Raw genomic sequence first — 20,545 nt, 5'->3', positions numbered from 1 at the left:
ACCAGCTATCCTTTCAGCCTCTTGATCTCTTCGAGATCAAAGGAACCGATGCGGTTGTAAAGCCGTAATATCAACGAGAGCATGAAAGCAGTAACGCCAAGACCGATCACTATAGCGGTAAGCACCAGGGCTTGAGGCAAGGGATCGGAGTAAACCTTACCTACCTCAACCACCTGGAGTATGGGCGGCAAGGCGCCGGGGCGAAATCCCACAATAGCAAACAGAAAGTTTACCGAGTACTCCATAAGCGAAAACCCCACCGCTACCTTTATCATGTTGCGCTTGGTGATTATGGCATAAAGCCCAACAAGAAACAGAATCAATGAAGCAACCAGGATAATCACCGCATCACTCCTTGAATATGTATTTGGTTGACGCCAGCACAAGGAAGATGGAAAGTATAGCCGCCGCTACCTTGATGCCGATCGCAATGTTAGAGAAGGGGATAGAGCCGGCAGAGACAAGCCTTCCTTGTGTGCCAAAGGAAGGAAAGAGATTTATAAAGAAGTATCCGCCGACAAAGAGCCCAAGCAAACCAACGAGAAGGAAGAGAAGTCCACCGGTGCTTTCGAAGATGGACGAGGAGATCGAGGCGCTCTTCTCCTGCTTTGCGGTTGTGCCGAATGCAAGCCTTGAAAGTATAAGGCCTGCAGCTATAATCGCCCCGCCTGCGAACCCGCCTCCGGGCGAGAGATGCCCGTAGAGCACGATGTAGCAGCCGTAAAGGAAAATGAATCCTCCAACGAGGCGGACTACCACCTTGACAATCGGGGTCATTCCACTCATTTCCTTCTCCCTTCAAGCCTGAGAACTGCAAGGACTCCCATCACCGCGGTAAACAGAACCGTTGCCTCGCCCAGGGTGTCCAACGCCCGGTAGTCGAGCACCACCGAGGTTACGCGGTTCACTGCCCCGGTCTCTGCCAGACCCTGCGTTAGATAGTGACTTGCAACCTGACCGAGCTCCCGACTCATAGGGGCAAGACCTGCAAGCAGCCTGATACCGAAGTAGACAAAGGCTAGCGCAAACACCCCGAACACCACAAAGGTAAAGATATCAGCCGGTTTATAAGGTCGTCCTGCTGCAGAATCCACGTGTGTCGTCTTCAGGATCACCGCAACAAAGAATACCACCGAGAGAACCTCGATCACGATCTGAACTATGGCCAGATCGGGCGCTGCAAGCATTATGAACCCAATGGCTACAGCGAACCCCACCGCACCTAACGCTATCACCGAAGCCAGGAGGTCGCGGATCTCGACAGCCACAATACCGGCCGCTATCATAAAGATCAACAAAACGATAAGCTCAAGCACCGCCGCCTCCTCGAATCAGGAACAGGATCAAAATCAAGATCCCCAATAATATCCAACCCAGATAAAACGACAACCCTCCGGTATGCAAAAGGCTAAACCCTTTGCCTGCCAGGTTGGAAAAGTATCTTACAAAACGCACGAATGCGTTAAGGGCGTCATCTATCAACCTCTTCAAGGTCTTCCCAATGACCCCGGCGACGCCCTCTATGTAATGGAAGGAATCGAAGGAACCTCCTTCTGCAAAGCGGTAGAACTCCCTAAATATCTTGATCTCTTTGATAGATGAGTAGAAGTGCGGGCCGGAAAGATGCATCTCCTCCTCGGTCAACTCCTCAGCGCCCAAGAAGACCTTGCGCGGACGAGGCCTATAGGTGCCGCCGACAACGTAGATAAGGAAACCAAGAGACAGGATGACAAGCACGATCGCTGCAAAAGCAAGCGGAGAAAAGTGCCCTAAAGGAACTATAACCGATGCGGAAAGCGCCGGGGAGACAAGATAACGCAGGGGCAGCCTGAAGGCAAAGACTCCGAAGGCTATACAGGCCAAAGCCATCAGGAGGGGTGGGAACCAGCCGGTGAAGGATACCTCTTTGACCCCTTCCAGCGGTTTTGGCCGCCTGCCGAGGAAGAGAGAATGGGTAAGCTTCAGGAAGGATGCGAGGGTCAGCACGCTGCCGAACGCTCCTGCAACCAGGAAGACAAGGAAGAAAGGCTGGGTCCGCCCCAGTTCAACAAACGACTGGTAGACAAGCCACTTGGACACAAAACCATTGAGCGGCGGCACGCCTGAGATGGCCATAGCCGCTATAAGGAATGAGAAGAAGGTAACGGGCATAGCCCGTGCAAGCCCTCCCAGCTTCTCAAGATCGCTCTCCCCGGTCTGGCGTCTCACCGCTCCGCCGGTAAGGAAGAGGGTGCTCTTGTAGATAGCATGATTCATCATGTGGAAGAATCCACCAGCGATTCCAATCACAGTTCCCGACGCTATCCCCAGGATCATGTAACCTACCTGGCTCACCGCGTGGTAGGAAAGAAGCCGCATGGCGTCCTTTTGAACAAGAGCCATGAACACCGCGGCAAGAACGGTAACCGCCCCTATCGTAAGGAATATGAGCTGTATGGTAAGGTTGGAACGAATATCAAAGATGGAGTAGCAAAGCCGGACAAACAGGTAGATACCCAACAGCTTATCCAGGCTGGCAGGAATGAACGCCATTGTTTCTGCAGGAGCCGATTCCGCCGCTTTGGGAATCCAGGTATGCATCGGGAACGCCCCGGCCTTGGTTAAAGCAGCGGCAGCGATGCAAACAAAAGCAACAATAGCCAGAGGGTCTGTGAGCGCAAAACGCCTCATACCAGGGAAGTAGGCAAGTTGTCCTGGCTCTACTCCCTGCTGTTTGGTATATATGATAAAAACAAGTAACCCGAACAGCAACAGGAAGTCGGCCACACCGTTCAGAACAAACATCTTGCGTGCGGCCATCTCCACGTCTCCCCTGCCGTAGAACAGGAGTCCATACACAGTAAAAAGCAGAACCCCCCAGAAGAAGTAAAGAACAAGCACGGAGCTGGCCAAAAGCGCCCCGTTTGCCGCACCGTAGGTGAGAAGAGCGAAGGTAAAGAACTTCCAGTCATCCCGGGGCCCGCCGCGGAAGCGGAAGCTGTAAAGGAATATAAGGAGCGCGAATCCGGAAACAAGCAGTAAGATGACACCTGAAAGCCCATCAGCTTGAAGGCGGTTAGCAATCCCGAATACCTCGGGTAAAGGGATAGGCGAGGTTCCGGTTCCGCTAAGCCCATCCAAGAAGATCCGCAGAGCGAAATAACCGGTTCCAAGAGCCGCTGCTATGGCTATATAACGGCGAGCAGGACGAATCAAAAACGCCAGCAACGCCCCGACCAAGGGAATAAGAACGAGCAATGTCATCGGCTGCAATAGATACCGCATCCTATCCTCCTGCTCCGATGTAGGCCAAAAGCGGCTTTATTGCAAAACTGGCACCGAAAAGGGAAAGGGATATCACAAGAACGAGTATGGAGAGGAAAACGGATTGAGACATCTGTGGCTCCGGTTTCTTGCCCATAAGAAAAACGGACGAAAAGAGCCTGAGCATATAGAGCAGGGTGAGGATCGAAGCAAGGATAAATCCTGCTCCTATGAGGATCCTGCCGCTGGATAGGATGCCGAAGATGACGTCGAGCTTTGCAAAGAACCCGAGAAGTGGGGGCAGACCTATGACTGAAAGGGTTGCGATGATAACACCCACAAAAAGGATCGGGAAGTTAGCAACCAGCCGCCCCTTATGTCTGATGCCACGTCCGCCCATCTCGCGCTCCACTATTCCATACCCCATAAGAAGTGTCGCCTTGCCTAATCCATGCGCGATTATGAAAAGAATCGCTCCGATCATGCCCAGAGCCGGCGATATAGCAAATCCTGCAAGAACGAACGCAAGCTGGCTTACGGTTGAGTATCCCAGGATGCGCCGGTAGTCGTTTACGACAAGGGCGACTCCACCCGTTACAATACTGGAAGCAAGCGCTATCCACAGGATGGAAAGCTGCCAAGCCCCTGAAAGCGCAAAGGTTTCCACAAAGATCTTCATAAAGGCGATAAGTCCGAAGTTCTCCAGCATCCCGGCCAGGAGAGCTACTACCGGTGTGGGTGATACCGCATATGCCGATGGAACCCAGATGTAGAGTGGTATCACCGCAGACTTTGCGAAGACGCCGCAGAGTATGAAGATACCTGCAAGCACAGGCATAGGCTTGCCCACCATATCGCCTAGATTAAGCGAACCGAACTCTGAAGCCAGAAGAAGGAACCCGACCAGCATAAAGGCTGAACCGAAGAAATTAATAAGGAGGGTTCTTGCGGCGATAGATATCTTCTCCTGGGTTCGACCGAAACCGATAAGCCGCCAGGCAGCCACCGCCGCTATCTCCCAGAAGATATAGATGAAAACAAGATCGTTGGTGAAAAGCAAACCCATTGCGGAGCCAAGCATGAAAAGCATTAAGGAATAATACTCGGTATCTGCTTCCTCACTCTTCCGGAAGAACCCGAAGGAAAAAAGCATTATGATCAGACAGAGAAAGACAAAGGCTACTGCGATAACAAGGGTTATGGGAGAAGTAAAGAACTGAGGGGATTCTGCCGATCCCAAAATATGCCAGAGCCTGAATCCTCTATTGCTCGCCGAGGTGAAGTTCAGCGCCAAAAGCAATCCAGTAGCAAGAACGGTCAAAAGACTGAATATCCACCGCAGCACCCGCAGGAATCGTCCGGGGAAGAGCACAAGCAGCCCACCTATAAACGGAACAGCTATCAGCAAAAGCAGCACAACGTTCACGATCCGGCTCCCATGCGTGCCGTCTTCTCCTGGGAGAGCTTCAGGAGGTCATCCCACGTGTAAAGAAGTTTGCCCTTGGTGTTGAAGGCAGCGATCCGCTCGGTGCAGCAGTAGCAGGGATCAACCGCGGCCAAGGTGATTGCTGCGTCGGCAACCGAGGCGCCTAAGACGGCCACCTCGTTGGACTTGATATTCATAAAGCTTGGGGCGCGGATCTTGTAGCGGCTAGGATAGAGTGAGCCGTCGCCCTTAACGTAGTGGAAGACCTCACCACGAGGCGCTTCGTAGCGGCCGATACCCTCGCCGTCAGGCGGATACTCCATACGGGCATCTATCTCGCCCGCCGGCAGATCCTTCAGCTTCCCAAGACACTGACGGATGATCTTGGTGGACTCAAAGCACTCAAGCAGACGAACCTTGGCCTTGGCAAACACATCCCCTTCTTGAAGCACTATCTCTTCCCACTCGATCCAATCGTATGCGGCATGCGGATCGTCCTTGCGAACGTCAGTCGCCAGACCCGAGGCGCGAGCGGTAGGCCCGACAACGCTGTACTCTACCGCCTTCTCCATGGTAAGGACCCCGACACCCTCAAGCCTGCGGTGGAGCACAGGATCGTCCAGAACCGCCTTGGTAAGCATCATGATCTTCTTATCGGCGTCGTCAAGCACCTGCAAGAGCGGTGGGATCATACCGCCTTCGATGTCGCGGCGAACACCGCCCGGCTTGAACATCGCATAGTGGTTGCGGTTTCCGGTAATTAGCTCAAGCATCTCCAGCACAGGCTCGCGGTACTTCCACGCCCACATCCAGACGGTGTTGTAGCCCAAAAAGTGCCCGGCAAGTCCGACCCAGAGGAGGTGGGAGTGCAAACGCTCAAGCTCGCCGACGATGGTACGGATGTATGCGGCCCGGGGCGGGATCTCGATGCCTGCCGCGTCTTCGATTGCCTGCACGCATGCGAATGGATGTGAGGTGGAACATATCCCGCAGATACGCTCGACCACAAAGGGGATCATATCGTAGGTCTTACCCTCGCATATCTTCTCGTGGCCCCGGTGCATGTAACCGAGCTGGATGTTGAGCCCAACTACCTTTTCCCCCTCGACCGTCAGCTTGAAGTACTCGGCCTCCTCCTGCAAGGGGTGGAACGGCCCGATGGGGATTATCTTACGTTCGAGTTCAGCCAAAGGACCTCCTGTAGGGATGATAGTCATCAGGTGAGTCGTCCGGAAGCAAGAGATGACGGGTATCACCGAGACCGCGGAACCCGATCCCAAGTATCTCGTGCATCTCGCGCTCAATCCACTCGAAGCCGCGGCCAAGAACGGAGAGGGAGTCAACCTGAGGATCGTCGTGGGGCAGGATAACCCGGACGTTTATTAAAAGACCGAGACGATCCAGGGAGAAGTGATAGAGTATGGTAAATCCCCTTGGGATATCTTCGCCAGTGGCGATCGAGAAGCGACAGCCCAGGGTATTGAAGCAGAAATCGGCGACCTTAACGACATCCTCGGCAGCTATCTCCCAGTACCAACGGCGCTTACGGACAAGGTTGAGCTCGCCCTCAGGGTAGAACTCGCGGCATTGCCCCTCTACCCGCTTGAACTCAGCCTCGCTGTCCCTCTGATGACAGAAGCCTTTGCCCCGAATATAAGCGCCGTTCTTTTCAAGATTCTTGGTCTTGGTTACTTCATCAGGCATCACAGGTCCTTAAGTTTGTTTAATTTCTCGATAGCACGCACCACCCCGAGTATCATCGCCTCGGGCTTGGGCGGGCAGCCACCTATATAGACATCAACCGGAATATGCTTATCCAAAGGGCCGGCAAAGTTGTAGGAGTCGACAAAAAGATCACCTGAGATAGCGCACGAGCCGAACGCAGCAACCAGGCAGGGTTTAGGGGTCTGGGCGTAAACCCTGAGTACCCGGTCGAGCACCTTTTTATTGACTACGCCGGTAACCAGGAGTACATCCGCGTGACGCGGGGAGCCGACAAGAAGAAGCCCGAACCGCTCCACGTCGAATCGAGGGGTCAGGAGGTCTAGTATCTCGATATCACAGTTGTTGCACGGGCTTGCGGAAACGTGGTAAACCCACAAAGAACGGGCAAGTGCACCTTTCTTAAGTCCCTTAAGCATCACAGCCCCACAGCAGCAAGTATGAATCCCACGATCGAGAGGGTAAGAACGATAGACCAGAAGAAACGCAACGCCTGATCTATCCGCAACCGGGGATTCGTATTCTTGATAAGGATGATCAAAACGATTATTGCCACAGGCTTAAGCCAACCCAGGATGTGGTACCAGCCGTGGCGCGGCGAGCGGAACCCGCCCCAGAAAAACACGGTAAGGAAGATGCTTGCCGTAAAGTAAAGCATCGCCTTGGTTAGTTTGAGCACGGCCAACGCAGGACCTGAATACTCCAGTATGGTTCCACCCATGATCTCCTGCTCCGCCTCGGCTATATCGAAGGGAACAAACCCCAGCTTGGCCTGCATACATAAAAACGCCGAGACAAAAGCAATCGCCCCTGAAGCTGAGTAAAGAAACGGATGATTGGCCCATTGCCACTGCAGCAAATCCCCTATCTTCAGAAGTCCGCCTGACTTGACTATGATCGTGGCCAGAGCAAAGAGCAGCGGAAGCTCATAGGCAAGATAAAGACTCATCTCACGCGATGCACCAAGCGCGGAGATCGGGTTGGAGGAGGCCGAAGCACCAATGATCAGAATAATCGGCACGAACACAAAGAGGTAGAGAACAACTATCAAATCACCTGCAAACGCCTGCTGGGGGAACATATTGGAAACAAGAAGCACTGTGGATATGACACTCACCGAGGCAAGCCCTACAAGTGGAGCGCCAAGGAAAATAGAACGTGGAGCACCTTCAGGCACAAAGGTATCTTTACCTAGAAGCTTGAAGAAATCGTAAAACGGCTGAAGCAGGGGCGGACCGACCCTGAATTGTATGCGGGCGGTCACCTTACGATCTATCCAGGTGTAAAGAAGTCCAACCACGCTGGTAAAGAAGAACCCTGGGAAGACAAGGAGATAGAAGAACACCCAGCCGACGCTCATATTCATTGACGCCTCCAGGACGCTGAACGGGAGATGAACCGATCGTTTAAAGGCACCTTGGGAAGTTCATCAACACTTATATATTTAAGGGCGAAGGAAGAACAACTGGCCACACATCTGGGGCCGCCATCCCGCTCTTGACAGTAGTCGCACTTCGTGGCGATGTGTCTTTCCAGATACTGCTGAATGACCCCGAAAGGACATGCAAAGGTGCAGGACTGACAGCCCACGCAAAGGAAGGGACGATGAACAACCACTCCGGTCTCCTCATCCTTTACAAGGGCTTCTGTAGGACAGGAGGCTACACACAAAGGGTCCTCGCAGTGACGACATGCAGATGGAAGGTGAGCCTGCCCGGCTATGTGGCCATGTCTGATCCTGGGTTCACCCCAGTGTGACTGCATGCAGGCGGCCAGGCAGCTCTCGCAACCGCAGCATAGATCAAGATCAAGGACTATTACCTTTTCCATATCCTGCTCCATGAAGGCTTAAGCAGGCCTTCGCCGGTTGCCGAATCCGTACCCAGCTCAAAGAGCGCAAGCGAGGGTTGATGGTTCGTGCTGACAACCGCAACGCCAGAAGGTATGCCGGGCTGAATCCTCGTGCTTAACCAGGCCTCCCCCTGTTCGGTCTCAATCCCGACCTCTTCCTTATCCTTAACCCCAAGCGAGGAGGCATCTTCAGGGCTAAGCTTAACCCAGGCCTCTTCTTCAAAGATGGAAAGAAAGCCAATCGCTGACTGGGTTCCTACAAGAAGATAATCCCTGCCCCTTCTTCGCTTTGCCTTGTAAGACACAAGCGCCTCGGCACGCTCATCGATCGCGGCATCATCCAACGCTTCATGATTCCCAACCAGGGACTCTACCGGCTTCACCGTGCCACCCAGGCGCCTTATATACTCCCCTGCTGGCAGGCTGCCGGAAAGTGGGAAAAGTTCACCGGTGAGTTTTGCATCACCGAAAAGGGTAAGGATACTTCCCTGCTTTTCGATCTCAGCGGCCATCGGCAGAACGAGCTCCAACTCAAAACGTCCGTCCGGGATAAAAAGAGCCCCTGCGGTCACGAACTCGGCCTTACGAAGAACCGGCTTCAGTTGAGGCTGACCCCAGGGGAAGTAAGCGCCAAAACTCACAACCGCCTTGATGCGTCCTCCCATGAGCATGGGAAGATAGGAGTAGAAGGAACTCCTAACCCCGGAAGGCACCCTGCGACCAAGGGGAAGATACCTCATCTGCTCAAGCACCCCGGCGAGCCCAAGAGCGGCTGCGTGGGTAAGAAAGTGATCAAAGCTGCGGCCACGGGAAGGCGCATTCACAAGAACACCATCCTTGTTGCGAATCATCAAAGCAACAGCCTCAAAGGTCGAGACCTCAACCCCGCATGCCTCGGCAATAGACTCAAGATCAATCTTTTCGTTCGCAATATGTTTATAAAGACCGTATAAAAACAGCCCCTCGTAACCGGCTTTTACCTGCACGAACCTGTGGGCAAAGTGCGAGGTGTTGGTCTCGAACGCATCTACCACTATGTAGCGAAACTTCCGGTTATCACCCTTTGCCTTGCCTAGGTAGCCCGAGATGACCGAATCCTGACCAAAGGCGTCCCCCACAATGAAGGCATACTCACCGGTGGTGATCTTCTCTACAGAGGTTGCCGGCGACTTACCGTAAAGGAACGCCGACTCCGGACCGAACGTTACGTAAGCCAGATTCTCGTAGCCAGCTCCATCTGCCCATGCCGCGAGCAAACCAGCCTCCTCATAGGTAAGCGAGGCGTCGTAGACCACAAGGACCTCGTCAGGCTTGAAGTCAGTAAGTCTTTGACGAAGATACTCTATCGCCTCTGCCAACGAAGCCTGCTCGCCCTTTATGATAGGATGATAAAGTCGCTTACGGTGATTGGCTATCTCGGCAGCCGCGTTTCCTTTAGGGCAAAGACTGCCTTCATTACGTGAATCGGAAACATAATCTACTCTCCTGATATCCCTTCCCTTAACCTCGAACCCCAACTCGCAGCCCAGGTTGCAGAATGGACATACGGTGCGAGGGGTCTTGCTCATACGAAGGGATCCTCCAGATGCTTGATTCGATCCCAGGTAATCACAGGACCGTCCTTGCAGCAGAAGAGCTCTCCCAGCCGGCAGTGGCCGCACTTACCGAATCCACACGACATATTCTTCTCCATCGAGAGGTAGATATCCTCATCTGCAAACCCCAGCTCAAGGAGCCTTTTGGTGACAAACTTCATCATAACAGGCGGTCCGCAGGCAACGGCAAGGCCGTCCTTGGGTTTGAAGGGAAGATTGTCCAAAAGCACGGTCACAACGCCCACCTTCTCCTTCCAGTTCTTATCCCCCACGTCAACGCTGCGGCGTATCTCCACATTCTTGATCTTGCCCCACTCCTTGAACAGACGGTCGTAGACTATATCCTTGGGGGTGCGTGCCCCGTAGTAGAGATGAATCTTCTTGTATGCGGAGACGTTGTGCAGAAGTGCAAGAAAGAGCGATCGCAGCGGCGCGAGCCCAACGCCACCACCCACTATAAGCACGTGACGCCCTTCATAGCGGTCTGTCTCATAGGGTACGCCATACGGACCGCGGACAGCCAATGTGTCGCCAGGACGAACATCAAAGAGCTTCGAGGTGACGCGACCGACCTTCATTATCGTAACCTCCATACTTTCCTCCACGTATGGAGAGGACGACGGTGTAAATGGTGCCTCTCCAACCCCGGGGGCCGTCAGCTCGATAAATTGGCCCGCGTGGAATGAGAGCGCCGGCTTTGGTTCCAACATAAACGTGCGGATGGTCGGGGTCTCGATGATAACTTCCTTGACCTTAGCCTGGCGGGATTCGTAGGGATTCACAGCGCCCTCAGGACCTCACGAATGTCTATCTTACCCGTGCACCCGGCGATACAGCGCCCGCAGCCGGTGCAGGCGGAAACCTTGAAGTTGCGCGGAAAGGCCATAAACTTGCACTCGAAACGGTTACGCAGCCGGTGAGAAAAATGTGCAAGCGGGTTCACGCCACCGCCTACCCTGCCATAGGCGGCGTGGTAGCACCAGTCAAGCACCTTGACACGTTCAACCCCCTTACCGACAGGGATATCATAAAGCAGGAAGCAGTAGCACGTCGGGCAGATCCGCTCGCAGGCCTGGCAGTCAACACAGTTGGCCAGGGCCTTGGCCCAGAACGTGGTATCAAGTTGATGCTCAATCCGATCGGGAAGGTCCGGGGCAAACTCATCGGGGTTGACCTTGGCAAGCCTGCGCTCGGCGTCGGTACGATGTTTGTCGCGCTTCTTAATCTCTTTTTTATCCACCTCCTTGAGGAAATCCCCCATCTTCTCCACAGCCTCTTCCCCCTTTGCGGAAAGCACATCTACGATTATCCCTTCCTCGCCGAAGGATAGGTTGAGGTCTCCACCCCAGACAGAGTAAGGTTTGCCGCCGATCCGCAGGCAGAAGCAGGTATCTGCAGGTTCAGGGCAATCCACGGTAACAACGAGATACTTCTCCCGGCGCTCCTTGTAGAACGGGTCCTCGAGCACGCCCTTCAGGTAGACGTTATCCTGAATCTCAATAAGCGAGCGGATGTCGCAGTCCTTCGCGCCCACTATCACCTTAGGTTTGATGTCCTTGGAGAAAAGCTGCGGGAAGCTTGCCACCCGCTCACGTGAGCGCAGGAAAAACTCCTTCAAAGGCTCTACCGGTCGAACCATCTTGAGGGCTTGGTGAAGTTCCTCTGCTGCAATCTCCTCCTCGCGCCAGAGCTCGTAGATGGCGTGACTGTCAAGCACGCGCGGGTGGTAGGTTTCGCCATATTTTGCCAACTGGGTATAGAATGCGGGAATTGAGGCTAGGGGTAAAAAAAGAGACCTCATTGCCGCGAACTATACTCGGAAATCAGTGCTTGTCAAGTTATTTAAACGTTAATTCAGCTAGGTATTAGGCACACGGCATCTTGTGTTCTACTGGTTGCCCCCCCTCCTATGTCCCCTGCGATCTTTTGTGCGCCAGCACAAAATGAGCAATTCTGCATTTTGCAATTTGCACTTTGCATTTTGCAATCGCGACGTAGTCGCGCCCCTGCCGTCTGCTGTCAGCTGTGAGCCGTTCGTCCCTTGCCGTCATTCTGAGGAGCGAAGCGACCCTGCGATCTTTTCTCGCTTGCGAGAAAAGGAGCATTAAAGGTAAGGTGATATGACTGGGTTAGATTTGGATGGGCAATATCTTTTTCTTGCGCGTATGAAATATATCAACCAAGCGATAGGTATCCCGAATGTTAAAACTACGACAATCAAAAGAAACAAAAGTTGTCCCGTCGTTTCCGCTTCAATTTCTCCCCTGAACAACCACCATATCCACGATACTGAACGATAAACAAGCGTAAAAGCTAACGTAACAAGCGCAAAAATCCAGCCGATTTTACGTTTAATCAACATCGTGACAGCTGATGCAATCAATATGAGGATATTAAAACATCTCAGCCCAAACGCTTTGAAGACGTCCAACCAGATGACATCAGTGTCACCTTCGATTCCATGAGAAATCTTTACAATAGTCACAACTATAAATCCCCCTGCGGCAAAAAGACTTCCCACTATCCACACCCAAGCCGGCCAGTGCAGACGCTTCTCAGCCAATATCCACCCCATAGCGTTTGCGGAACTTGATAAAGTAAAACGACCAGCCAACGTTGGCAGCAATCGCCACAACAGCCAATACCACGAAGTACGACCACTCCTCGGTGCTGAACCGAAGGATGCGGTTAAATTGCAGGAAACCCGTGGAAAAACTCACGGATGAAACAATCAGGGTCGAAAGCGCAAGAAACCATGCTATCCTTTTATGCCTGAACAGCAAGATCATAGAAGCCAACGCAGTAAGGATATAAGCCACGAATTCACCCCTACTTACAAGGACCCTGCCGGTTTCGCCAACAAAATACTCCACTCCCTGAAACCGGTATGCCAAATCCGGGTTGGCGTCAAGTACCCTGCCGAATATCAGCCATCCAATTATAACCACGTGACCAGCTATCCACACCTTTTCCGGCTGATTCAAGTGTATCTTCTTTTTGAAAGGCCTCCACTTCACCCCGTATCTCTTCCTGAATTTAAACAGGTAGATGAACCAGAACACGTTTATTATCCATGCCAGCAGGAAGGTTATCAACCAGGCTGGAGTCCTGTCCAGGCCCCACCTGAGTAAAATAAACTCGCTGTCTATCATCCCTGAAAACACCATGGTGGAGGCGACCACGGTTGCGAACGCAACCAGCCACCATATCTTTCTGTTTATGAACAGAACCACCACCGACCCCCAGGCCAGCACCATATAAACCCATGATGATATCCCACGGGAGAGGGAAAGGAAAAATGCCAGACCGGGTTTGCTTAACCAGGCCGGGGCTGAGTAGAGGTTATGGGCAATTTCCAGTTGCTTGAATACGAATAGGCCAAACAGGACGTATACGAGAAGTATCACGTGGCCGATGAGCCACACTAACTCGACTTCATAGAGTTTAATCCCCGACCTGTCCTCAGCCATCCCCAAGTATACGATAGTTTACGGACTTGTCAAGCCCTCTCCCTACCGCCAGCGTTTCGCCGTCAGCTGTTTGTCGTGAGCCGTCAGCTTCCCCTTCCATTTTGCAATTTGCACTTTGACTTTTGCATTGGCGACGCAGTCGCCCCTATTGCCGTCAGCTGTTCGCCGTATGCTGTCAGCTGTCCGCTGTGAGCTGTCAGCTTCCCCTTCCATTTTGCATTTTGATATTTGCATTGGCGACGAAGTCGCACCCTCCCTGGGAGCTTTTTGTGGGGTTTGAGGAAAAGGATAAAAACTTTGTGGAAAAATTCAGGGAACCGCTACTTCCATTGGATAGAACACCACTTCCCCCGCGCTTTCCGGTAAATCCTCGAAATCGGAATCTTCAAGGTAAAGCTCAACAGCTTCCTTAAGATTAGCCTGTGCTTCCTCGATAGTCTTACCTTGACTCACTACCCCTAATTCAACACAGTGTGCCACATACCAGCGCTCCCCCTTAAGCACTACTCCAGTAAATTTCTTGGTCATGGACTCACCTCTTTTTTCATAACTGTATTAGTTTAATGAAAATCCGCTATCTGTCAAGCCCATCGCTCCAAGAAAAGGAATTAGATGATCCAGGAAAACTGATCTAAAGAATGTCGGCTTAGGAACCTATAATAACCTCATCAAGTCATCCTTTGACATTCCACATTGTCTCAGAATGCCAAGCAATGTTCCCTTATCTAATTCATCGTGGAGGGGAACTACTGTACGAACCTTCCCCTTTCGAAGTTTTGCATGGCTTCCCTTTGTACGGACCAGTTTAAAACCGCCTTTTTCAAGCGCTTTGACAAGTTGAGGTCCTGAAACCACAGGTAGTTTAACCATGTCGCAGTTTAATGTAGTATTCCGCTTATGTCAAGATGACTCTAGTGAGCAAAGGACCAAATTTGCATTTTGACTTTTGCATTGGTGACGAAGTCGCCCCTATTGCCGTTCGCCGTCAGCCGTTCGCTGTGAACCGTGAGCTGTAAGCTTCCCCTTCCACTTTGCAATTTGACCGTAGGACGACGCTTGCGGAGTATATTTGCAATGCGCGTGTCAGCGAGCCCCTGCCGATAATCTAATCCCCCCTACCCCCCTTATCGAAGGGGGGCTACCTATAACGTCCCCCTTTCCAAGGGGGATACAGGGGGATCTGTGCATTTTGCATTTTGACCGTAGGGCGACGTTTATGGAGCAATCTTTCAATCTGTAATCTTCCAATCTTCAATCTGTAATCTGCAATTGCGACGCAGTCGCGCCCTTGCCGTCAGCTGTCAGCCGTGAGCTGTGAGCTTCCCCTTCCATTTTGCAATTTGAATTTTGATATTTGCATTGCGTGCGCCAGCGCGCCCCCTCCTGTTCAACTTTTTTCACCCCACAAGATCGCTCCGCGCTCTTGTACCCGACGGGGGCACAAGCGGGGACCCCTTTTTTAATCGAGAGAACGGGTTAACCCCTTACTCCCCTGGAGGAGACAGGATGGGCAACGTCCGCATACCCTGGCTAGTCTTGCGGATCTCCAGTTCCGAGAGCAAAATACTGGGTGCTACCACCGAGCCGGTGCCGAACGAGGTGCTCCATGTCCCGGGATCGTTGCCAAGGGCGATGATCTTACCCAGGGTCGCCAGGGGCGAACTTGATAGAACCTGTACACCCCTCAGGGGTTCCTGTCTGCCATCGGTATATACCTTATAGACCTCCACCGGCTGGAGTCCGCCCAAAACCGGCCCCGCACCTCCATCCTCAGCTCCTGAGATATGGATGATAACGCTTCGTCCCGCTCTGGATTCCGGAAGCCGGACCGAGGTTACCAGAAGTCCATACGGTTTTCCCTGCATCTTGCATTCTGTGATCAACCGGCTCTTTAGCCGGCTAAAAAACTGGGGTGTCGAGGATTCTAAAATGAGATTCCCGATCTTTACACCGTCCCTGGAGTGGCCGTTGGATTTATCAAATCCCTTTACCGGTGAGCGTGATAAGAGGAAGTTGCGAAGCACCCCTCTGGAAATCAGGTTTACCCTCTGGGCGGCTACCCCTTGATCGTCAAACCGGTAATAACCCACCAGGGTCTGGCCTTTGTAGGTGTTTATTGTCGGGTCGTCATACACCGAGATGGATGGCAGGATAACTCGTTCACCCACCTTATTTTGCAACCCCTCTTCATCTTTCCACCGCTTCTTATCCGCCTTTAACAATGGCGCGAGCACCGCTGAAACGAACGCACCTGATGCCGGGGCCGCGATGAGTACCGGTCCGGCATAGGACTCGCAAGCCTCGGCTTCCTTGATGGTTATCAATCCCTTAGCCATCTCGGTAATCTCAGTTTTAATTCTTTCCTCGTCCCATATCCCGTCATAGCTGTAGAACCTGCGATAATCCCTTAAAGGCATTCCGTCTTCGCTCCGGGTGCTGGCCTCTATCTCGATGGAGTAGAGGGCGTCTCCGTCCTGGATTTTTGAACCCTCGCTAGAAACGAAATATGCAGTCTTCGCCTGGACATCGAACCTGACCCTTGAGATGGTGATATCTTCGTATTCGGCAAACAGGGCAGAGTAGCGCTTTACCCTTTCTTCCCATTCCGCTCTGTCCACCGAGACCTTAATCTCATCTCCTACAAAGACCACCGGGGTTTCGTCGCTGAAGTCTGCAGGTCTCTCCTCCTCGGGGTTTAAGGCGATGTCCCTGCGCTTTTTTGAGAAGTCCTCCACAGCCTTCTTATACCCATAGTCGGTGGCAAGCCAGAGATTGTGCTTCAGGCCTATTGTATCGTCATCTATCGAAACCTGCATGTTTGAATACTTCCGTTCCTCCTCATCGTATTCCCATCTCGACTTCTTCACGCCGCTGTTATCGAGCTCGTAGCTTCCAACCCGCAAATCGACGGACAGTCTGCGGGATCGTGACTCGTCCGATTGGGTAATGGCTCCCAGGCTTGCCTCAACCGTGATATAGGTCTGATCGGTAACCCGATAGCTCAGGAAATAAGGTCTCTCCTGCCCCTCCATCACAAGGTTCTGGATAGACCGGTTGAGTTCACCCTCCATTGCTTTAAGGATTGGATTCTGGGGGGCGGCCCAGGCAAAACTGCAGATCGCCAGTGACAAAATCATGAATTTAATGCTTTTCATCTCAGCCTCCTTTAAAATTCCGGTGATTGGTTATCAACTTCCTCACCAGACGGCGGAGGAAGGATAGGTGGTTTCTGAATGCCGGCAGGCTGCTTGGCAATCTCAATCTCACTTAACAGGATACTGGGTGAGATAATTCCAACCGGTACCACGCCTGATTCGGCGCCGCAGTGACCGTTGAACACCTCGGGGTCATCACCGGTCGCCACTATCTTGTCTAAACTAACCAGGGGAGTTCCCCCAAACTTCACGCCCCGGACAAGCTCCTCTTTTCCGGTTCTGGCATCAACCCTGTAGACCAGGAGAGGATAGGATTGGTAAGACTCCATGTAATAGCGGCCGGTAATAGTCCCGCCACCCTCTGACCGGACAAAGATCAGGCCGTAGGGTTTATTCTGCTTTCGGCATTCGGATAGGAGGCGTTTTTTCAACTTACCGAAAGGAACCGGTTTCGAGGTCTCTAGTATCAGGTTCCCCTGTCTGGAAACCGGGACGTCACCATAACCCACCATCTGCATCATCGCCCGACCATGACCGTTGGAGTTATTAAACCCTTTTATGGGTCTTCGGGAACAGAGAAAATCAACAAGGATACCGTCCTTTATCAGCTCGGTGCGCCGGCCGGCCACTCCCTCGTCGTCAAACAGGTAGTAGCCATCCAGCGGTATCCCCTGGTATTCCTTAATTGTAGGGTCGTCATAGACCGAGATGAATGCAGGCATGATTCTTGTGCCAACCTTGTCTTTAAAAATCTCACCATACTCCTTGGACTCCTGCCGATGCGACTCCAGGCGGTGTCCAAAGGTCTCGTGCATGAACACTGCCGCAGCCCGGCTCTCAATCAGGGCAGGACCGGCGTAGGCCTCCATTACAGGCGCATCCCGCAGCGCCAGGACCTCATTGACAAGGGCCTGGATCTCCATCTGTACTTCCGCATCATCCGGCAGGTCTTTCTCATCCCAGCCGAAGAAGTTCCGGTAGCTTCTAACCCACATCCCGTCAGGCGCTTTGGTTGAAGCGCTGATGAGTAACCAGTAATAGACCTTACCATGCTGGATGCTAGAGCCTTCACTGCTTGTAAAATAATCATTCCTCGCCTCGACCGAGAATGAGACCCTGGATTCTAAAATCTCAGGGTATTCCTTGAATAAGGAGGAATAGTTCTTTACATTCTCTTCCCATTTCGTCTCGTTGATTACAAAGCTTGCCTGTTTCCCGATATAGGAGCAAGGCTCCTCTTGAGAGAAGTCATCTGACCGCTCCTCCTGGACCTCTCTTAGCCTTTGCCCTTCTTTCTTGGCAAATTGCTTAAGCGCCCACTTGTAGCGCATATCGGTCGCGAGCCACAGGGCGTGTCTCAAAAGAGCAGGGTCGTCGGTCAAAGGGATGGGGACTTTGGCGTACTCCGCATCCTGCTCTTGTTTATCTTCATCCCAGCTGAAGAGTTCCTCAGGTGCCGGCATATTATCGAACTCATAATCCCCGACACGAACCTGAACGTATAAGAATCGGTAATGCTCGTCGTCTGAATCCATGAGCGCGCCCAGGCTGGCTTTGGTTGAAAACTCTTTCCGGTCTACCAAAAGATAGCTTATGAAATACGGTGGCTTTTCGCCTTCCAGTTGGAGTTTTTGCATCGAGCGGTCAAGCTCGGCTTGCATTGTGTTGAGGATTGGATTGGCCCCGGCCCAGAGTGTTGCGAACCCTAGAAGTGCTGGAACCAGCAAAACCTTTGCTCTCATTATCGCCTCCTTTTTATGAATGTGTAACTCTACTCCTACGCTACCACTTGTCAAGTGTACGAAGGGCGACGCTTGCGGAGTAACTTTGCAATGCGCGCGTCAGCGTGCCCCTGCCGTTCGCTGTGAGCCGTTCCATTTTGCAATTTGATATTGCGACGCAGTCGCACCCCCCTGGGAGCCTTTTGTGGGGTTTGGGGCGAAGGACTGCGGACGGTAAACCAGGAGGGGGCTAGAAACTACTCATCCGCGGGAGGGCATTTTATATATCTTCCATAGTTGGGGATATAAGTGAATCCTTCTCTACGTTCTTTCTTGCCTGTTCCATCGCACGCCATGCATTTATACCCATGAGCACGACCTGTTCCATTACATCTGTCGCAATCCTCGATTATAGTTTTCACGTCTCTATTTATCTTCTCAGCCGATCTTCTCTCTTCTTCAACAGCCTTTTCGTAACACTTAGGACATAGCTGGACAAAGTCTAACGGACTTGACCCCGAGCCATAGCTTAGTATTATACGACCACAAGAGGCACAATTAGTCTTGGGTAAAGACATTTCTTACCTCCTGTCTTTGTTCTAAAGCAAGCTACTCTTCTAGCTTCGTAAAATCGAATGCCTGCTCTTTAAACTTCTTAGCAGCCTTCATCAACTTCGTTCCAGCATCCCATGACAATTCATCTCCGGAAAATTCACACCGGTAAAGACCACCCAAATTAGATGGAACCTTAACTCTTGTATCCCACACTAAAACCACCTTCTTCTCGTAAAGTACAAATGCAGCACCGATCTCTATGAGAACATTTTCATTCACACCATAGAACTCTTCCCCTGATTTTTCATCCGTGCGTTTTTCTTTCTCGTCCGCCGTCACGCATATAACTGCGGCATCACATCTCCGCATAGCTGAAAAAACTTTATCGGGAACCGGAATAGCAGTGGTTTCCTCTTCTACTGCAATCTCGTAATCAAAGTCTACTAGGTCGAGAATCTCCTTAACCTTAGCCACAATATTCATGTTTTTGCCGTGAGATATAAATACGCGCAATTTCCTTGGAGGTCTGCTCGGTTCCGGTTCCAAAGGCTCTCGTTTTTCTTCCTCTACTAGTGGCTGTGCTTCTTCCGGTTCTTCTTCTATCTTAACACCTCCCTCAATAAATTGCTGGACAGCCTCCTTAAAAATCTCAACATGGGTTAGTTTCTCTCCCCACCCCATTACGAGTTGCCCTAATCCTGCTGCTTGAGTAAGACGAAAGAAACAAACAGCCATATCCTTGATAGCAGTCTCGTTGGCTGTACCTAAGTAGGATTTATAATGTTCATCCCAATGAGTAGCAACTTCTACGTTCGTAACCTTATCCAGATTTTGATGATAGATCCACTCAAGAACCGAAAAATAGGGCTTAATCTTACGAAGGATTTGAGCATAAATCGCAGGTTTATTAGTTTCTGCCGCTCTTCCTAACTCTTGGCCAAGAGGAGTCAATTTTATATTCTCACCCTCCTTGGATATAATACCCCAAGTTCGATAAGCCCTAATTTTTCTTGGATCAAGGATTTTCTTCTTGAGAGTAGCCTTAGCGTCCGCGATTGTTGCACCCTTAACTTTTGTCTTCAAATAATTGACTATTATCTCTACGTCGTCTTCTGAAGTAAAAATAGGCAGAAGCATTTTATATATCCTCCTTTTAAAATTGATTTACAGTATACGATATCTGCTGTGGTAGATATCCGCTTTAACTATCCGGGTTAATTATAACTCTTCTCAGGTGTTTGTCAACCCTATCTGCCTCCAAAGCATCCGTTTCCTTGACTATCTCCTTTATCTCATTACAATGACAACTACATGCTTGGAACGGTGCTTATAATACTCATCGCGTGCGCGGTTGCGATTCTTGCGGCAATGCGTTTTATCGCCGCCGTAAGAAAGCTGACCAGCCGCGAGCCCGACACCCGTAACACCCGTACCCCTTCGGGGCATTCTCATAATTACTCGGAGCTTGCGCTCCGGTCGCAAGGACATAACACCCGTAACACCCGTAACACGCATGCGTCCTCCGGACGCTACGACACCCGGCGCCAGGACAAGCCGCCGCTGGTGTTCTGGGCCGTAGCCTCACCCCTGCTTGCCGCCGCCTGCGTAACCGTTATCCTGCTGATGCTTTAATACACCCCACGCCTTCGCTTCACGAAGTCGCGGGGACCCCGTGGAAGGACGCCACTCCCCCCTCTGTCGATAATCTAATCCCCCCTACCCCCCTTATCGAAGGGGGGCTACCTTAGCTGTCCCCCTTTTTAAGGGGGAATTGAAGGGGGATCAAACTAAGAATCAATCGGTGTAA

The 20,545-nt window shown here is 51.8% G+C and carries 22 protein-coding genes; 1 reads left to right on the top strand and 21 read right to left on the bottom strand.

Annotated features, from left to right (window positions below; translation table 11 throughout):
* Window positions 1–5: 5 nt before the first annotated feature.
* The 21 genes from CEE36_04290 to CEE36_04190 form a co-directional block, all read right to left on the bottom strand.
* Window positions 6–344 carry a cation:proton antiporter gene (locus CEE36_04290; GenBank protein TKJ43259.1) on the bottom strand — a complete coding sequence of 113 codons (339 nt, stop codon included), beginning with the start codon at window positions 342–344 and terminating at the stop codon, window positions 6–8.
* Window positions 345–348: 4 nt separating this feature from the next.
* Window positions 349–786: a sodium:proton antiporter gene (locus tag CEE36_04285; protein ID TKJ43258.1), complete on the bottom strand. Its 438-nt coding sequence runs from the start codon at window positions 784–786 to the stop codon at window positions 349–351.
* Entirely contained in the window at window positions 783–1,316 is a 534-nt protein-coding gene (locus CEE36_04280) for a hypothetical protein (GenBank protein ID TKJ43257.1), read from the bottom strand. Before CEE36_04280 ends, CEE36_04285 begins: the two co-directional genes overlap by 4 nt.
* Window positions 1,309–3,264: a hypothetical protein gene (locus CEE36_04275; GenBank protein TKJ43256.1), complete on the bottom strand. Its 1,956-nt coding sequence runs from the start codon at window positions 3,262–3,264 to the stop codon at window positions 1,309–1,311. Before CEE36_04275 ends, CEE36_04280 begins: the two co-directional genes overlap by 8 nt.
* 1 nt (window position 3,265) lies before the next feature.
* Window positions 3,266–4,669: a hypothetical protein gene (locus CEE36_04270; protein TKJ43255.1), complete on the bottom strand. Its 1,404-nt coding sequence runs from the start codon at window positions 4,667–4,669 to the stop codon at window positions 3,266–3,268.
* On the bottom strand, window positions 4,666–5,886 hold the full coding sequence (locus CEE36_04265) for an NADH:ubiquinone oxidoreductase (GenBank protein TKJ43254.1): 1,221 nt from the start codon (window positions 5,884–5,886) through the stop codon (window positions 4,666–4,668). Before CEE36_04265 ends, CEE36_04270 begins: the two co-directional genes overlap by 4 nt.
* On the bottom strand, window positions 5,852–6,373 hold the full coding sequence (locus tag CEE36_04260; protein ID TKJ43253.1) for a hypothetical protein: 522 nt from the start codon (window positions 6,371–6,373) through the stop codon (window positions 5,852–5,854). Before CEE36_04260 ends, CEE36_04265 begins: the two co-directional genes overlap by 35 nt.
* A complete protein-coding gene (locus CEE36_04255) occupies window positions 6,373–6,810 on the bottom strand; it encodes an NADH:ubiquinone oxidoreductase (protein ID TKJ43252.1) in 438 nt (145 codons plus the stop codon). Before CEE36_04255 ends, CEE36_04260 begins: the two co-directional genes overlap by 1 nt.
* A complete protein-coding gene (locus CEE36_04250) occupies window positions 6,810–7,757 on the bottom strand; it encodes a hypothetical protein (GenBank protein ID TKJ43251.1) in 948 nt (315 codons plus the stop codon). The genes CEE36_04255 and CEE36_04250 overlap by 1 nt, the downstream gene beginning before the upstream one ends.
* Window positions 7,754–8,233 carry a ferredoxin gene (locus CEE36_04245; GenBank protein TKJ43250.1) on the bottom strand — a complete coding sequence of 160 codons (480 nt, stop codon included), beginning with the start codon at window positions 8,231–8,233 and terminating at the stop codon, window positions 7,754–7,756. Before CEE36_04245 ends, CEE36_04250 begins: the two co-directional genes overlap by 4 nt.
* The gene (locus CEE36_04240; protein TKJ43249.1) at window positions 8,209–9,810 is read right to left on the bottom strand and encodes a hypothetical protein; all 1,602 of its coding nucleotides are present in this window, start codon (window positions 9,808–9,810) and stop codon (window positions 8,209–8,211) included. The genes CEE36_04245 and CEE36_04240 overlap by 25 nt, the downstream gene beginning before the upstream one ends.
* On the bottom strand, window positions 9,807–10,547 hold the full coding sequence (locus CEE36_04235) for an oxidoreductase (protein ID TKJ43364.1): 741 nt from the start codon (window positions 10,545–10,547) through the stop codon (window positions 9,807–9,809). Before CEE36_04235 ends, CEE36_04240 begins: the two co-directional genes overlap by 4 nt.
* A gap of 68 nt (window positions 10,548–10,615) precedes the next feature.
* Window positions 10,616–11,638, bottom strand: a complete 1,023-nt coding sequence (locus CEE36_04230; protein TKJ43248.1) for a hypothetical protein — start codon at window positions 11,636–11,638, stop codon at window positions 10,616–10,618.
* A gap of 303 nt (window positions 11,639–11,941) precedes the next feature.
* Complete coding sequence (locus tag CEE36_04225; GenBank protein TKJ43247.1) at window positions 11,942–12,400, bottom strand: hypothetical protein; 459 nt, start codon at window positions 12,398–12,400, stop codon at window positions 11,942–11,944.
* Window positions 12,393–13,307, bottom strand: a complete 915-nt coding sequence (locus tag CEE36_04220) for a hypothetical protein (protein TKJ43246.1) — start codon at window positions 13,305–13,307, stop codon at window positions 12,393–12,395. The genes CEE36_04225 and CEE36_04220 overlap by 8 nt, the downstream gene beginning before the upstream one ends.
* A gap of 42 nt (window positions 13,308–13,349) precedes the next feature.
* A complete protein-coding gene (locus CEE36_04215) occupies window positions 13,350–13,541 on the bottom strand; it encodes a hypothetical protein (GenBank protein TKJ43245.1) in 192 nt (63 codons plus the stop codon).
* Between the two features lie 75 nt (window positions 13,542–13,616).
* Complete coding sequence (locus tag CEE36_04210) at window positions 13,617–13,835, bottom strand: HicB family protein (GenBank protein TKJ43244.1); 219 nt, start codon at window positions 13,833–13,835, stop codon at window positions 13,617–13,619.
* A 126-nt stretch (window positions 13,836–13,961) separates the two neighbouring features.
* Window positions 13,962–14,177 carry a hypothetical protein gene (locus CEE36_04205; GenBank protein TKJ43243.1) on the bottom strand — a complete coding sequence of 72 codons (216 nt, stop codon included), beginning with the start codon at window positions 14,175–14,177 and terminating at the stop codon, window positions 13,962–13,964.
* Window positions 14,178–14,791: 614 nt separating this feature from the next.
* The gene (locus tag CEE36_04200; protein ID TKJ43242.1) at window positions 14,792–16,462 is read right to left on the bottom strand and encodes a hypothetical protein; all 1,671 of its coding nucleotides are present in this window, start codon (window positions 16,460–16,462) and stop codon (window positions 14,792–14,794) included.
* Between the two features lie 11 nt (window positions 16,463–16,473).
* On the bottom strand, window positions 16,474–18,204 hold the full coding sequence (locus CEE36_04195) for a peptidase U62 (protein TKJ43241.1): 1,731 nt from the start codon (window positions 18,202–18,204) through the stop codon (window positions 16,474–16,476).
* A 588-nt stretch (window positions 18,205–18,792) separates the two neighbouring features.
* Window positions 18,793–19,875 carry a hypothetical protein gene (locus CEE36_04190; GenBank protein TKJ43240.1) on the bottom strand — a complete coding sequence of 361 codons (1,083 nt, stop codon included), beginning with the start codon at window positions 19,873–19,875 and terminating at the stop codon, window positions 18,793–18,795.
* 174 nt (window positions 19,876–20,049) lie between these two features.
* Here CEE36_04190 and CEE36_04185 point away from each other — a divergent pair, with 174 nt between their 5' ends.
* Window positions 20,050–20,370, top strand: a complete 321-nt coding sequence (locus CEE36_04185; GenBank protein TKJ43239.1) for a hypothetical protein — start codon at window positions 20,050–20,052, stop codon at window positions 20,368–20,370.
* Window positions 20,371–20,545: the final 175 nt, after the last annotated feature.

The organism is candidate division TA06 bacterium B3_TA06, from assembly GCA_005223075.1.
Taxonomy (GTDB): Bacteria; Hydrothermota; Tepidihabitantia; order B3-TA06; family B3-TA06; genus B3-TA06.
This window is presented reverse-complemented; position numbering and strand designations above follow the sequence as displayed.